The organism is Daejeonella sp. (assembly GCF_030684675.1).
GTDB lineage: Bacteria > Bacteroidota > Bacteroidia > Sphingobacteriales > Sphingobacteriaceae > Daejeonella.
The window spans coordinates 43,162-59,344 of the sequence record NZ_JAUXXZ010000081.1; the positions used below are offsets into that span (position 1 = coordinate 43,162).

The 16,183-nt window shown below is 40.3% G+C and carries 10 protein-coding genes; all 10 read right to left on the reverse strand.

Features of this window, described 5'->3' with window-relative positions:
- Positions 1–21: 21 nt before the first annotated feature.
- Entirely contained in the window at positions 22–765 is a 744-nt protein-coding gene (locus Q8M41_RS17320; RefSeq protein WP_305366562.1) for a carbohydrate-binding family 9-like protein, read from the reverse strand.
- Between the two features lie 123 nt (positions 766–888).
- Positions 889–2,544 carry an aminotransferase class I/II-fold pyridoxal phosphate-dependent enzyme gene (locus Q8M41_RS17325; protein WP_305366563.1) on the reverse strand — a complete coding sequence of 552 codons (1,656 nt, stop codon included), beginning with the start codon at positions 2,542–2,544 and terminating at the stop codon, positions 889–891.
- Between the two features lie 27 nt (positions 2,545–2,571).
- On the reverse strand, positions 2,572–3,816 hold the full coding sequence (locus tag Q8M41_RS17330; protein ID WP_305366564.1) for an amidohydrolase/deacetylase family metallohydrolase: 1,245 nt from the start codon (positions 3,814–3,816) through the stop codon (positions 2,572–2,574).
- A 33-nt stretch (positions 3,817–3,849) separates the two neighbouring features.
- Positions 3,850–5,163, reverse strand: a complete 1,314-nt coding sequence (locus tag Q8M41_RS17335; protein ID WP_305366565.1) for an amidohydrolase/deacetylase family metallohydrolase — start codon at positions 5,161–5,163, stop codon at positions 3,850–3,852.
- Positions 5,164–5,187: 24 nt separating this feature from the next.
- Complete coding sequence (locus Q8M41_RS17340) at positions 5,188–6,501, reverse strand: amidohydrolase/deacetylase family metallohydrolase (protein ID WP_305366566.1); 1,314 nt, start codon at positions 6,499–6,501, stop codon at positions 5,188–5,190.
- Between the two features lie 42 nt (positions 6,502–6,543).
- A complete protein-coding gene (locus Q8M41_RS17345; RefSeq protein WP_305366567.1) occupies positions 6,544–8,226 on the reverse strand; it encodes an aminotransferase class V-fold PLP-dependent enzyme in 1,683 nt (560 codons plus the stop codon).
- A gap of 113 nt (positions 8,227–8,339) precedes the next feature.
- Complete coding sequence (locus Q8M41_RS17350) at positions 8,340–9,596, reverse strand: dipeptidase (protein ID WP_305366568.1); 1,257 nt, start codon at positions 9,594–9,596, stop codon at positions 8,340–8,342.
- Between the two features lie 312 nt (positions 9,597–9,908).
- Positions 9,909–11,333 carry a RagB/SusD family nutrient uptake outer membrane protein gene (locus Q8M41_RS17355; RefSeq protein WP_305366569.1) on the reverse strand — a complete coding sequence of 475 codons (1,425 nt, stop codon included), beginning with the start codon at positions 11,331–11,333 and terminating at the stop codon, positions 9,909–9,911.
- A 61-nt stretch (positions 11,334–11,394) separates the two neighbouring features.
- Positions 11,395–14,739 (reverse strand): TonB-dependent receptor, encoded by a 3,345-nt coding sequence (locus Q8M41_RS17360; protein WP_305366570.1) that lies wholly within the window; start codon positions 14,737–14,739, stop codon positions 11,395–11,397.
- A 191-nt stretch (positions 14,740–14,930) separates the two neighbouring features.
- Positions 14,931–16,148 carry a FecR family protein gene (locus tag Q8M41_RS17365; RefSeq protein WP_305366571.1) on the reverse strand — a complete coding sequence of 406 codons (1,218 nt, stop codon included), beginning with the start codon at positions 16,146–16,148 and terminating at the stop codon, positions 14,931–14,933.
- Between the last annotated feature and the right edge of the window lie 35 nt (positions 16,149–16,183).

Below are 16,183 nucleotides of genomic sequence, written 5' to 3' on the forward strand. Positions count from 1 at the left end.
ACCAAAACCTGTACAAGATGCTTATTGAAATTTAAGAATCCCAAAGAATTGAGGTAAATGGAACTGAGGCTTGTCATTTTTAACTTCGTTCCAGGTGATGTAATGAGGGTTGGAGTTAATTTCAGCGATTTTATAGAAATTCGCTCTCCAGGCAACACCCGGTTTAGGACGAACCACGTTTGTATATTTTTCAAGCATACTCAATGGGATCTTAAAAGACATAGTCCAGGTTACCGGCTCGGTAATCTCTGTATCTACCACCTTTGGCAAAGAAGCCTTGATCTGAATTTTCTGAATATCCTCAACAGTAGGCCTGTTCTTTTTGTGATGAAGTAGAGGAGTGCCTCCGCAATTGATCTCGAGATTAAAATAGTTGATTGGGTTATCGGCCTCAGGCGAGAAAAAGAACTCAACAGCAGAGTCTCTCCATACAGGTCCGTTTATTTTTTCAGTAATACTTTTTACATAGCGATCCTTAACTCTATAAATAACATAGATAAAATCATCATCATAAGTCATTTTAACATCCGCCTTAGGCTTGAATGCAGGAATTTTACCCATGTAGTTTCGAATCTTAATTGATTTAATCCCTTTCCATCCGGATGCATTCCATTTGTCGTTAACATCAACCGTTTTAGCTGATTTTTTAACATTATAAACAAGAAAATCTGACGAATTGTTTGCAGAACCTTGCTGAGCGCTTAATGCATTGACAAAAAACAGTAAGATTAAAAGAAAAAGGGAAGTAATTTTTAATTTTTTCATCAATTTGATTGTTATTTAATGGACAAGAGGGTTAAATCAGATATTTAATTCTACAGACAAAATTGTTTGATTAAACCTGCCGGTTTCTTGCAATCTGAAAGAAACCGGCAGGGTAAAATGATATTAAGTTGCCAAAGGCGGACCCGCAGGGATTTGAATTCTTTTCCTTGCAGGTGTTGATTTTCTGCGGTTTGCAGTAAAAGTAGCTGTTCGGTATTCACCCAGGTGAATATCTCCCGACATCGAATCGCCACTCACTGTACCCTGGAAAAGGTAATTGATGTTATCAGCAATGATCTTAATCGTGCTTTCGAACCTCACCTTATTACTATCAATTGTACCTGCAAGAGCTCTGGTATCAAAATCTGCTTTATGAGTACCAGAAAGCCAGTTACCATCCTGTTCAATGTTTAATGTATGCATACTGGTACTGCTGAAAAACTTGATGTTCAAATCCCAAAGACCGGCAAGATTTGCTGATGGAGCAGACATTTCAGGTCTTGGGCTTCGCTTTCTTGAAAGAACTTCAAAAAGTCTGTCGGCTATAATTTTCTCTTCTCCGGCTTGTATTTGCCCGGTAGTTATACTGACAGAACTAATACCATCAGTTTCACCCCGACTGGCAAGAGCAATTCTTGGTTTGTTTCTGCCCAATTCCTCTGCAAGCTCAAAACTATTGATATTAAGCTTGTTAGAATCCCAGGTCACAAATAATACAGGTGACTTGTTGGATAAGCCCTGAGGTTCATGAACATTGGTTTTAACTCCTTCAATCGGTGCAATTTTCTTTGAAATTGTATCCAGCCAACCCAACCATTTTTTCCAGTCGGCAGCGTGATCCCTTCTAACCCAATCTTCAACCGCTGCCATCATTCCGATCATCTCTTCACGGCCTACCTTATTATCCCGTCCGGGACCATGATGTGGAGAACTTGCCTGCCAGGCAGACATCAAAATTGATTTATCACCTAGCATTAATCCAGCGCATTGCGGCCCGCAAATAGCTTTTCCTCCACTATATGCAACCAGGGTCGCTCCACGCTTTAGGTGTACTGGTGGAATGGTCAGATTCTGAGCTGCAACATCAATCAGAACCGGAATATTTTTTGGTTTTGCAAAGGATGAAATCACTTCCAGCGATAGTGGCTGACCTGTTTCAGAAGCAGCTCCTGCAGTCAGGTAAATCATTGCCGTCTTTGGATTAATGGCCACTTCCAATTCTTCGGCTGTGGAAACATGAACTATCTTCACCCCAATATTCCTGATTCCGTGATCATACGCATTACGTGAGTATCTTGGAATAATAACTTCATCCTTATCAAAACCGGTCAGGTCGGGGATACGGATCAGTTTCTCAGGATTACCACCTGTAACACAGGCAGCTGTGATATGTTTAAGTCCCGCAGCACATCCTGCCGAAACCATGCCCCATTCTGCTCCTGTCAGATCAGCAAGGCGCTGACCAATTCCATCAGCCAACTCATCATACTGTACAAAGTTATGCGCTGCAGCTTCCATTGCTTCACGAACTGCCTGGCGCTCGATCGATCCTCCAATGATTGTATATGTTCCCATACAGTTTATCACCGGTTCTACGCCTATTTTACGAAAAATATTGGTATCCGCCATGAATGATGCTGCTGTTGTTACAGCTTCCGATCCTGCCAATGCAGGAGATCCACTTCCTGCAATGGAATTCCCCAAAACGGATTGTGCCGGAAGAACCGCGCCTGCAACAGGTAACATCGCCAAGCCTTTGATTAAATTTCTACGTTTCATTTTATATCTTTTAATTTCTGTGTATTTCTATTTATAAGCGTTTGCTGCCAGACCATTGAGGTCCCAAATAATACGACCTGCACGTACAGTAAGCTCTGCTTCCAATTTTTTATCGCCTTCAATCTTATTATTACCCGAATCTACGAAACCAAACTTTCCTTTAGCAACACTCAATACAGCAATATCTGCGACCGATCCTTCCGACAAATTCCCCAGATCTTCACGTTTGATTGACTTGGCAGCATTCCAGCTTCCTCTGGCAATGACTTCAGGCATCGTCATTCCCATATTCAAATATTTAGACATCACGTTCAACATGGTTTTCATACCTGAATTCATGCTTGTACGATGCTCATCTGTACCAAATGAATTTGGCCATAAACCCTGCTTAAATGAAGGAACAGCCTGATTAAACCAAAATCCACCGCCTCCGTGGCCAACATCAAAGAGTATACCTCTTTTTTGAGCGGCTAATACAAAGGGTCTGACCTTTCCCTGTCCATCCACTACGGTCATCCGTTCAGAAACATTTTCGAATGCATGAGTAATAATATCTCCTGCACGCATTTTGTTTAACTGATCTTCGAGAGAATACATTGGTAGGTGGCACTCTACAAAAAGAGGCTTATTGACTAATTTTGCAGCTTCTGATGCTCGATCAAAGGGTGTCCACTCAGTTCCATCATATCGTCCGATGCGCACACCAACCAGAATATCCGGATACTTACTGACAGTTTCGGCTGTTTTCTGAACATCCATCTCAGCGATATTTTCCTGAGCTTTGTCTGCAGAATAACCTGATGCCGCAATACTCAGAAAGGCCAGCACACGGGTCATTGAATTATCAATTATTTTAGCCTTAAAATCAGGGAAGGTACGCCAGCCGGAAGTACCTGCATCAACAACAGTTGTTATTCCTGCACGCGGGGCAAAGGCATCCGGTAACTGACTTGAAGTTCCATCGGTAAATCCGGGATTGCTGCCGGCATATACATGTGTATGCATATTGATCAGGCCCGGTGCAACAATCAAACCGCTTACATCCACAACCTTTTTTGCAGAACTTGCAGGAATATCGGCTGCAACACGAAATATTTTACCTGCTTTAATGGCGATATCCATTTTGCGATCAATACTATTTTTTGCATCGATTACATGGCCACCTTTTAATAAAAGATCAATATCCTGAGCCTTAACCTGAGTGGTACAGGCAAAGAATATAAGTACAATCATTAATGGCATTGACCCTTTGAAATTTAATAGCTTGTTCATATTGTTTTAGTTTTTTGATTCTATTTAAAAAAATCAATTAGTAGCTGCCGGCATTTGCCATTCGGGAACACTGATTCCATTTAAATCCCAGACTACGCGTCCGGCCCTGAGAGTCAATTCTGCTTCAAGTTTTTCTGTACCGTTGATTTTCGTGCGCCGGACATCCATATAGCCGAAATTTCCCTTTTTTAAGTTAAAAACTGCAATATCGGCCTCAGAACCAACACTTAAATGACCCAAATCCGGGCGTTTAATTACTTGTGCAGGATTCCAGCTTGATCGTAAAATGACATCCTGAAGGCTCATACCCATGGCAAGGAATTTGGACATCACATTAGTCATATCTTTCATTGCTGCATTCATACTTAAATTGTAAAGGTCTGTACTAATCGTATTTGGCATGAAGCCCTGCTTCATGGCAGGAATTGCCTGATTGAAGTTGAATGCACCTGCACCGTGGCCTACATCGAAAATAATACCTCTTTTTTGTGCAGCAAATACGAAGGGTTTAACTTTCCTGGACTTTTCATCGACAATAGATTCACGACCTCCATTAATTTCCGAGAACGTATGTGTAAAAATATCACCCGGTCTGAAATGTTCCATGAATAAAGATTCAATTGAATTGGCAGGAGTATGTTCCCCGAAATCAACAATAACCGGAACATTGGCCAGTTTACCCGACTCAACTGCCTTATCCACCGATGTAAAATCACCCCAAAAATGTGCAGACTTTAATCCGACGATTAGGTTTGGATACAAGCGTTTGATCATATAGGCATTCATTTCCGGATTCATATCTGTCACGTCCTGCTGATCAAAACGGGAAAGCATCCCGTGACCTACAACATTCAGAAAGGCTAATACCCGGGTCTGAGCACGATCAATTGACTGTGCTTTAAACAGCGGGAAATTCCTCCAGCCTGAAGACCCTGCATCAACTACAGTAGTAACTCCCGCGCGGAAAGAAAAGGCATCTGCCTGCAATCCACCGTAAGAATTTGCTGTCATACTATTCGGATCGGTACCATGAAAAACATGGGTATGCATATCAATAAGGCCTGGAGTAACATATAAGCCAGTTATATCAACCGTCCTTTTTGAAGTACTAGCCGGAATATCCTTTGCAACCCGGAATATTTTATCACCGACAATGGCAACATCCATTTTAGAGTTGATATTGTTCTTTGGATCAATAACATGGCCGCCTTTAAGGAGGATATCTATTTCCTGAGCATGGACGGTTGATGATATCAGGATGAGAACTAAAACAGCTCCAATTCCTTGTACAATCCGGACAAATTGGTGCTGAATAAATTCTGAAATACCTGCTGTTTTAGTTCTCATGATTTTCTATTTAAATACAATTAATTATCTGTTAACTGCATCCCATTGAGGCCCGCTGAGACCATTCAGATCCCATGCAACTCTACCGGCACGAAGGGTTAATTCTGCTTCAAGTTTTTTATTGCCGTTGAACACAGAACCACGGGCATCCATAAAGCCGAATTTACCTTCTCTAATATTGAAGACTGTTACGTCAGCTTCTGCTCCAACACTCAGGTGTCCAAGTTCAGTATGCTGAATTACATTTGCAGGATTCCAGGTTGAACGTAAAACCACATCCTGAATAGACATTCCCATATTTAAAAACTTGGACATTACATTTGCCATATCTTTCATACCTGCATTTCTACTGTTTCTGTAAAGGTCAGTACTGATGGTATTCGGATAAAAGCCCTGCTTTAATGCATTGATAGCTGTACTCCAGACAAATGCACCACCGCCATGACCGGTGTCAAAGATTCTGCCCTGTTTTTGAGCTTCGAAAATGAAAGGTTTTACTTTATTATTGCCATCTACAATTGGTTCACGGCCATTTGGAGTCACTGCTGAAGCAGCATTCCCTGAAAAAGTGTGGGTAAAAATATCACCCGGACGGAAATGTTTCATAAACAGTTCTTCAATGGATAATTTAGGTGTGCTTGATCCGAAATCCACCATAATTGGCTTATTGGTTAATCTTCCGGTAGCAATTGCACGATCAACCGGACCAAAATCATTTCCCTGATAATGATGCGCTTTAATTCCTACGATGATATCGGGATATTCCTTCATAATAAAAGCAGTAGTAACCGGATTCATGTCCGTAGTGTCCTGAGCATGGACAGTGCCTGACATACCATGTCCGGCCATGCTAATAAATGCAAGAACACGGGTTTGAGAGTTGTCTATAGTCTGCTTTTTGAATTGATGGAAATCTCTCCATCCAGCAGAACCTGCATCAACCACAGTAGTTACTCCTGAACGGAAGGTAAAATCATCAGGGGCAACACTGCCAAAACCGTTTGTGATTCCAAAGCCTGTGAAACCTGGTTCTTCGGCACCTGCAAATACGTGGACATGCATGTCAATAAAGCCAGGTGAAACATATAATCCTTTGGCATCTACAGTTCTCTTAGCAGAAGTTGCTGGAATGTTTGCGGCAACCCGGTAGATCTTACCATCTTTAATTGCAACATCCATGACTGTATTAATATTATTTTTGGGGTCGATCACATGACCACCTTTTATTAACATATCAATTTCCTGCGCCTGCAAAGCTGATAAAGTCATCAGGCATAAGCTAAAAACAAAGATGCTCGCATATTCTCTGATTTTTATAATTACATTTCTATTCATCATATATTAGTTTAAGTGTTTAAAATTCAATTTAGATAATTTTCATTAACTCGCAAGAGGGGCGCCCGAAGGAACAAAAACAGGTTTTTTAGGCGCTGGTTTAGTATTTTTGGTAGCAGTAAATTTTGCACTCCTGTATTCACCCATAAATAAATTACCTGTAATGGTATTTCCAGAAAGACTTCCCGTAAACGTATAGATTATTGAGTCACCTATCAGTCTGACAGAACTCTGGAGTTTAACAGAATCCCCTTCAATTGAACCAGCCATATCATTCACCGCAAAGCCACCCTGGTGAGTTCCCTTGATCCAGTTGCCATCCTGCTCAATGAACAACTTGTGTTTGCCTTCACTGTTATAAAACTTGACATCAACATCCCATGTACCTGAAATATTGGCTGCTGGAGCTTTCATCTCTGTAGATCTAGGGCTTCTTTTAGCTGTCAGAACATTATAAATCTGATCTGCAGCAATCTTCTCTTCACCGGCCTGCATACCAATTGTAGTCACTGCGATTCCATTGATATTGGGGTCCTTACCTCTGCCACCCCCACTGGCAACTGCAATTCTTGGCTTATTCTTGCCAAGCTCATCGGCCATTTCAGCTCCGGTAATGTTTAAGACATCGGGATCCCAGGTTATAACCACTTCAGGAGATACATTCGACAGGCCTGACATAGTAGATGGAACATGAATCATCGTTTGAACACTTTTTATGCCCGAAACTTTTTTAATAATATGATCCAGATAGGAATCCCATTGTTTACGAACAGCCGCATGATCCATTTCTTTCCAGAGTTTCACTGCTGCAACCATACCGAACATTTCATCCCGGTCTACTTTATTATCCCGGCAAGGACCATGGTGTGGAGAGCTTGCCTGCCATGCAGCCATTAAAATATCCTTCTGACCAAGAATTAATCCACAGGATTGTGGCCCGCAGATTGCCTTTCCACCACTGTAGGCAACTATACTTGCACCACGTTTTAAATGAACAGGCGGAAATGTCAAAATTTCATTTGCCGCATCAAACAAAACAGGAACCTTTTTTGCTTTTGCAATTGCAGAAATATTCTCAAGCGACATTGGTGCTCCCGCCCAGGATCTGTCGCCATTGACCATATAAATCAGTGCTGTTTTGGGATTGATCGCATTTTCCAATTCTTCGAGTGTAGAGACATTCACCATTGTAACCCCGATATTCCTGATAGAATGATCATAAGCATTTCTGGAAGTTATTGGTACGATAACCTCAGTTTTTTCAAGTCCATCCAGATCCGGAATACGAACCAGCTTCTCAGGATCTCCGCCGGATACTACTGCCGCAGTAACCAGCTTTAGTCCGGCTGCACATCCGGCTGATACCACACCCCATTCAGCTCCAGTCAGATCAGCCAGAGTCTGGCCTATACCATCAGCTACTTCATCCATTTGTGCAAAATTATGAGAGGCTGCTTCCATGGCAGCTTTAGTTTGAGGACGTTTTAATGAACCTCCAATGATGGTAAAAATACCTCTGCAATTTATTATTGGCTCAATACCATGTGTTCTGTAAATATTATTTTTATCCAAAAACGACTCTAATGTAACTTCAACAGGACTACCCGTTTTGTACGGTGCAGCGGTTAAATTTTCGGCAAGCGGTGATGCGAGCGACGAATTGAATGGAATCGCGCTGCCTGCCAGTGGCAGAAGTGACAAGGTTTTAAGAACATTTCTACGTTTCATTTTTACTGGGTTTATTAGTTAAGGGCTCGTATAAAACCCTGTAAATTTTTCCTTTAATTTGTTTAATTTAATGATTCTGTCTCACACAAACCATACATTACAATTCCTTTTTATCATCCTTTCTCAGTTACCTGCCGTATTACACGCAGCCAGTTCAATCCGAGAATTTTACGAATACGCTGCTCTGAATACCCCAGCTTCTGCATTGCATAAGTCATTTGAGGATAATCACTTACATCCTTTATTTCTCTCGGCAGAGGTGGCCCACCATCAAAGTCTGAACCCAGGGCAATATGATCTTCACCAACAAGTCGAACTCCATAATCTATTACTCTTGCAAGCTGGTCTGTCCCCATCCAATACTCGTCTGGAATTACTTCATTATTAACGAAAGGAAGTCCTTTGGAGAGCGATTGATCCACTTCCTCAATGGTTAATGGGCTTTTTTGTTTTGGATCTGCTGTTGCAGTTGATCCGGGCTTGCGCTTTGATTCCATCCATTGGGCATATTTAGGATTATTGAAACTGCTCCCAAACTGTATTCCGATTACTCCCCCTTTTGCGGCTAATGCTTTTGCACATTCATCTGTAATACACCTTAAACTATTCACAATACCACGAAAACCTCCATGGCTATAAATCACGGGCTGGCTGCTCGCTTCAACAGTTTGAAGGATGGCATCATCTGATGCATGGGCTACATTAATAAGCATCCCCAACCTATTCATCTCAGTCACAATATCACGCCCATGGACATTTAATCCGCCCCAGCGCTTCTCCCCATAACATGAATCAATAAATGCATTCGTTTCGTTATGAGCGGTAAGCTGCACTGATCGAAGGCCTAAGCGATAAAGAGTCCTTAATATGTTCAGATCACCATCCAGATCAAAACCTCCCTCAAGATCCAGAAAAGCTGCCATCTTGCCTCTACGGTTTATTCTGACAATATCTGAGGCATTATGTGCAAGTTCAATAAGATGATTGTTCTTCCCTATCTGTGCAAGAGCGAGTTCAACAACACGAAAAGTGTTTTTTACTTCATGACGGTCGGGATAATAAGGCTCCGGAGTATAACAGGAGAAGAACATTGCATCCAGTCCCCCCTCAATAGCTCTTGGAATATCAACATGACCATCCGGATAGCGATCTCCGATATCAAGTCCCTGTAGTAACTGCCTGGTCATCATATGTATATGACCATCCATAACAAAAGCTTTTTTATGCAGATCAGAATTAAATAATTTACATGATGCGGAATTAAATAAAGATCCGGATTCATCAATAATTGAATTTTTCCCAATTTTAAAAGGAGAAAATTCAGCTATTGGCAGAATCGTTAAACACTTTATGACATCCCTGCGTTTCATGTATCTTATTCCAAATTAAACCCAAATAACAGGTAATTGTTTTCTGTATTTGAAAATGAGCTTCTAATCAGGGATAGCCCTTTAAATATGCTCCTGATATGAGAGAAAGAGTTCGTTTATTTTCTTTTTTCAATATAAAAAAAACAAAATAAGCTATGCACATATGTGAATCATGATAAAATTTTACATGACCCGGCCAGGGTTCGATTTTAGAAATCCGGCATTATAATGTTAAAATAAGGGATACCGTGAATGAGATTCACAGTATCCCTCTATACTTCTTAGGCTAAAAATATCGCCTTAAAATTCAGACTACCAACCAGTATTTTGCGTCAATTTAGGATTGATATCCAACTCCAACTGAGGAATTGGGAATAAGGCATGCTTGGTAGTATATCCCAGGGGACCTAATTCCTGAACAGCTAAACCCCATCTTCTCAAATCATTAAAACGGATGAATTCAAACATCAACTCAACCTGTCTTTCTTTATTGATGGCATTGAACATGGTTGCTTTTGTACCTGTATCGGTAGCTGTTAATGCAGGCATATTCACTGACGGTCTGGCACGAACCTGATTTACAGCAGCTCTGGCCTCAGGTAGTTTGTTCAGCTCATTTGCTGCTTCAGCATACATCAATAAAACATCAGCATAACGAATAATAGGATAGTTTATACCATTGCTATTGACGTACATAATAGGCCACATACCTTTCTTTACCGCATAGCCGGTAGCTGACCAAACCGCACTAAATGTAGACAGGGCTGTACTAACATTCGGAGCGAATGTATCACCTGGCTTGAAGATTGACATACCACGTCGTGGATCTGCCGGATCAAATGCATCAAATGCTCTTTTGGTAGCCAAACCTGAACCAGTAGCTCCATTCACTGCAGGAAGATAACTTCCATTACGGCCATTTGTGCCACTACCACCAATATCGGCAAATTGAACCTCAAAAATGGATTCTTTATTGTTTTCGAAACTACGGTGCCATACTTCCTGGAAGTTATCCATCAAACCATATTTCCCTGAATTGATTACCAGTAAAAAGTATTTCTCAGCGTTGGCATAATCCTTATTGTACAGATAAACTTTTCCAAGCAATGCCTGAGCCGCTCCCTTAGTTACTCTTCCCAAATTAGCACCGCTATGGGAAACTGGCAAACCCGCTTCTGCTGCCAATAAATCGGCAATTATAACTTTATACACATCGGCAGCAGGAGTTCTTGCAACCAGTGCGGCATCAGTATTCGGTAATGGTTGTGTGATCAATGGAACTGCACCGAATATATTAACGAGATCAAAATAGAAAAGAGCTCTTAGAAATTTAGCTTCCCCTAAATATTGATTCTTTAAGGCATCTGCCATATTAATTGCAGGAATATTCGTAATGGCAAGATTAGACCTGTATACTCCTTCATACAATCCTCTCCAGGTATCATGAATCTGATTCAGTGCCGGAAAGTAAGTGAAATTATTATACTCCAAAGGAACTGTATTGGAAAGTAAAACCTCACCGGATGGCACATCATAAATCCGCTGGAGATTAATACTCCAGGCACTTTGAAGAGAAACATAAATTGCATTAACTCCTAACTGAGCTCTTTCTGCGGAATTATAAAAACCTTCCTCCGTCAATGCATCCGGTGGTGATTTTTCTAAAAACTCCTTCTTACAACCTGCAAATAACAAAAGCATTAACATGGTTGATATACCTAATTTTAGATTTTTCATTTTCTTGTATTTTTAATTTCTTAATGAACTGATTAATTAGATAATTCTACGATCTAAACGATTAGAAAGTCAAATTAACTCCGAATGAATAAACGCTGGGGATAGGAGTTGAACCTGTATCTACTCCAAAACCAAGTGGACTCATTGAGTCATCATTGAAACCTACTCCTCCCAATGTATCCGCATTGTAGTTCGGATATTTGGTAATAGTAAATAAGTTTTGTCCATTAAAATAAATTCTTGCATTTCTGGCACCCACTCTCTTAATTAAACTTTGAGGAAGTGTATAACCAATCTGGAAATTCTGCATTCTCAGGAAATCTGCATCCAATACATAGTCAGACTGACTACGATTGTTCTGATTCGTATCACCACGAACTGCACGTGGTAGGGTATTTGATGTACCAGGTCCTTTCCAACGATCTAAAACAGTGGTTTTATTGTTCCATTCGCCCTGCATGGTTTCAAGATAGACACCCTGTGAATCATATAACTTTTTACCACTGGTTCCATAAAAACTCATATTGACATCAAAACCTTTCCAACTGGCATCAGCTGCAAATCCGTAATCAAAATCCGGCCATGGATCACCAATATTGGTTCTGTCATTGGCATCTACTTTACCATCGCCATTAATATCCCTAAATCTTCTATCACCCGGTTTGGCACCAACCTGCGTTGGATGTGCATTAATCTCAGCTTGAGTCTGGAAGATACCATCATTGATATGACCGTAGAAGTGCGACATTGGCAATCCCGGCATGGTGCGGGTAAAAGTTCCTGAGTAGTACACATTTTCCACAAGGTTGATGATACTGGTACCAGTACCTAATGAGATTACTTTATTACGCACATTTGATAAGTTACCAGAAACACCATATTTCAATTCACCACTGCCTCCTCTGTAACCTAACAAGAATTCCATACCCTTATTCTGCAATTGAGCAGCATTTTGGAAAGGTCCTGCATCACGGGCAAATCCTGTTACTGTTGAAATTGGTGTACGAACAAGAATTCCATCTGTATCCTTTATCCAATAATCGGCAGTGAAATAAATTTTATTCTGAAGAAAGCTTAAGTCTACCCCAATATTGGTTTGAGTAGTTGTTTCCCAACGAAGATTTGGATTTCCTAAGTTGTTAACCACTGCTGCAGGAGCTAATTGGTCAGCACCGAAGAAATATCTGGCATTGGTTGAAACAACAGTCTGATTACTATAGTTACCAATATCCTGGTTACCCAATTGTCCCCAACTTGCTCTGACCTTTAAACCGCTGATCAGTTTGGAATCCTTCAGGAAATTTTCCTGATCCACATTCCAGCCTACAGCAAGAGATGGGAAATTTCCATATCGATTGGCATCACCAAACCGTGAAGAACCATCACGACGGATGGTAGCAGTAACCAAATATCTGTCGAACAAAGTAATATTTGCTCTACCCAGGAAGGATCTCAAAGCCCACTCATTTTCAGTTCCACCAATGGTAAACACTCCGGTACCTGCATTCAACACCTGAATATCATTACTTGGGAAATCTCTTCTGCTACCATTAATACCATTTCCAAAAAAATTCTGCTGAGTAAAACCACCCAATAAATTGATCCTGTAGTTTTCTTTAATAACCTTATTATAAGTCAGGGTATTCTCAACCAGATATTCATACGACTCGTTCAAACTTGTGTTTAAAGACCTTACATTACTTCCTCTGTTATTCATCTGAAACTGAGGCACATAATTTTTGAATCTTCTTTGACCCATGTTCATACCTCCATTCAGCTTATATTCCAGATCAGGGAGGATCTTAAAGGAAGCATATGCACTTCCAATTATTTTATTGTTAAATGTATATGCCCTGTTCATGTCACGACGGCCAAGAATATTATCCCTGTTATTCACACCGGTAGTTGCTGGTGAAGGACCGGCATAACCGCTATCATTATTAGGATCATAAATTGGCATAGTAGGTGCCGCACCCATCATGTAAGCTAAATCCAGATTATTGCCAAAATTTAAATTCAGACCCTCTTCTTTACTGGCGATTAAGGATTGTCCGATAGTTAACCTTCCGATTTTGAACTCAGTTTTTACCCTTGAATAATAGCGCTTATAGGTACGGAATGCCAATACACTTTCCTGATCAAAAATACCACCGGAAATAGAATAACTGGCATCCTTTGTGCCACCCGAAACTGTAAGTGAGTGATCCTGTATTGGGGCAGGATTTATTGCAGCATCCTGCCAATCTGTATTAGTTTTAAGATTATTAGGATCATTCATTGCCGGTTGTAAAGGAAAGAAGTTACCATTTACATGGGCCTCATTGATTACATCAGCCATTTGCTGAGAATTCAGTAAAGGAATGAATTTATTAAAAGACTGAATACCATAGTAAGAATTAAAACTGATTGAAGGAGCACGATTCCCACCACTCTTGGTAGTAATTAGAATAACCCCATTTGCAGATCTTGCACCATAAATCGCCGCTGCAGATCCATCCTTTAATACTGTGGTCGATTGAACATCATTCGGGTTGATGCTGTTGATATCTGATGCCTCCATTGGCATACCATCCACTACATAAAGTGGTCCGGAGCCTCCAAATGTATTTAATCCCCTGATACGAACGTTCACATTCTCACCCGGATCACCTGAAGTACTGGTGAAAGCCACACCGGCAACTTTACCTTGCAAAGCCTGATTGATGTTTGAGAATGCCTGATCTTTAATATCCTTTGATGTTACTGAAACAACAGATCCTGTTAAATCACTTTTCTTCTGAGTACCATAACCAACTACCACTACTTCCTGAAGTGCTTCAGTATTTTGCTCCAAGGTTACATCAAGGCTTGTACGGCCTGACATAGATACCTCTTTAGTAGTATAACCTATATAGGTAAACACTAATACACTTGAACCATCCGGAACATTAATGGTATAACGACCATTAGCATCAGTACTTACACCGATTGCAGTTCCTTTCACTTTAACACTAACACCGATCAATGATTCTCCTTTTGAATCACTAACCTGCCCTCTCACTTCTGTAGGAGGTGCCTTTTCTGTAAGTTTCTTGATATCGATTAGGGCAGACGGCAATAAAGTCAATGACTTTTGCTGTACAATAATGGTGTTATTACTAATAGTATAGGTGAGGGACTGATTTGAAAAAGATTTTTCAAGTACATCCCTGAGGGGTGCATTACTCACATTGATACTCACCGGTTTGGCTTCGTTTATCAATGGTGTAATGTACACCAGATCGTAACCCGTTTGGGTTCCAATCTCTTTTAAGACCGTCTCAAGTTTGGCATTCTTAAATTTTAAGCTCACCGTTTGAGAGAATGATGCAGCACTACTTATTTGAAGTAGGGCTGTGACCAATAAAACAAAAGTTAGTTTTATCATCAACAAGAGTTTTATTATGTAATCAGATGGCCTACATATGGTTAATGAATAGAATTTCATATCTTTGCGCGTTTGGGTTTAGTTAATACTTGTTCACAACAATTAAATTGGTAACCCGAATATGGTCAGGGGCGTTGCAACCGCTCCTGGCTTTTTTTTGTTAGATTACCATTAGCTTTTAAGGGTCTATTTCATCGCATAACAGTAATCCTCCTTCCTTCAACTTTAAAATGAACGGCATTAGTTAATTGAAGTACATTTAATACTTCATTAATATCTTTGGATCGGGAAATATTTCCTCCAAAACCAACATCAGGTATATTTCCTGAATAATTAACCTCCACATTATACCACCTTGATACCTTTCTCATGATACTCTGGATGTCTTCATCTTTAAATAAAAAATAGCCGTTCTTCCAGGCGGTTACTTCTTCTGTATCGGCCTCAATCACTTTGGACGATTTCATATTGGGTTGAAATTGTTGCCCCGGACTTAACAAAACAACTCTATCCTTATAAATAATCTTTACCGAACCTTCAATTAGTGTTGTTTTAAAGGTCTCTTCATCAGAATAAGAGTTGATATTAAACTGAGTACCTAAAACTTCCACAATCTGATCCTTAGTGATTACCTTGAATGGCTTATTTGGGTTTTTAGCCACATCAAAATAGGCTTCACCATTCAATTCAACTTCACGTGTATTTCCGGAGAACAAAGCAGGGAACCGCAAAGTTGAAGCTGAATTCAACCATACTTTACTTCCATCAGGCAAATTAATCTGATACTTCCCTCCAAAAGGAGTTTCTATTTTATTGTAAATCACTTCCTCCGGTAATGTTTCGGATACAGAATTCACATTCTTAGCAAATGAATACAGTAACTCTCCATCGGCAGTCTTTTGAATACTTACACCAGCCTGGTTCGCTAATAAACCTTTCTTTGCGTCTTCTAAAATAATTTTAGAACCATCCGAAAGTGTCAAAACAGCCTTATCACCACCGGGTTTGATTATTGCCTTTTCCTTGATGGTTTCGGATTCAGAAAGTGCTACATGAGTATCTATAGTTCTGTTGGTATAAAAGTAGAGGCCAATAGAAAGCATTGCAAGGATACTTGCGGCTACGCCTACCTGATACCATGCTCTGATTACATGCTTGCCAGACCTGTCAGAATCTGGTTCCTGTCCAAATTTATCGTTTGTGACAATATTCTGAAAAATTGCATCCTTTTCTTCATTGGTCAAAGAAGCACATCGCTTCATTTTTCCAAGCTCCTGATCGATCGCAAAATTGATGCTCTCATCATCATCATCTGATCTTAAATAACCAAATAAGTGCTCAAATTCATCCCTGCTGATTTTTCCTTCAGCAAAAAGACTTAAAAGCTCATCTAATTTATTTTGATTCATTATCGCCTGTGCAAAACTCAAAATGATTTATTGCT

Bases quoted from the DNA above. Each gene is read 5' to 3' on its own strand.
- Q8M41_RS17330 (WP_305366564.1), bottom strand. From the start codon at position 3,816: ATGAACAAGCTATTAAATTTCAAAGGGTCAATGCCATTAATGATTGTA.
- Q8M41_RS17335 (WP_305366565.1), bottom strand. From the start codon at position 5,163: ATGAGAACTAAAACAGCAGGTATTTCAGAATTTATTCAGCACCAATTT.
- Q8M41_RS17345 (WP_305366567.1), bottom strand. From the start codon at position 8,226: ATGAAACGTAGAAATGTTCTTAAAACCTTGTCACTTCTGCCACTGGCA.
- Q8M41_RS17340 (WP_305366566.1), bottom strand. From the start codon at position 6,501: ATGATGAATAGAAATGTAATTATAAAAATCAGAGAATATGCGAGCATC.
- Q8M41_RS17320 (WP_305366562.1), bottom strand. From the start codon at position 765: ATGAAAAAATTAAAAATTACTTCCCTTTTTCTTTTAATCTTACTGTTT.
- Q8M41_RS17350 (WP_305366568.1), bottom strand. From the start codon at position 9,596: ATGAAACGCAGGGATGTCATAAAGTGTTTAACGATTCTGCCAATAGCT.
- Q8M41_RS17360 (WP_305366570.1), bottom strand. From the start codon at position 14,739: ATGATAAAACTAACTTTTGTTTTATTGGTCACAGCCCTACTTCAAATA.
- Q8M41_RS17325 (WP_305366563.1), bottom strand. From the start codon at position 2,544: ATGAAACGTAGAAATTTAATCAAAGGCTTGGCGATGTTACCTGTTGCA.
- Q8M41_RS17365 (WP_305366571.1), bottom strand. From the start codon at position 16,148: ATGAATCAAAATAAATTAGATGAGCTTTTAAGTCTTTTTGCTGAAGGA.
- Q8M41_RS17355 (WP_305366569.1), bottom strand. From the start codon at position 11,333: ATGAAAAATCTAAAATTAGGTATATCAACCATGTTAATGCTTTTGTTA.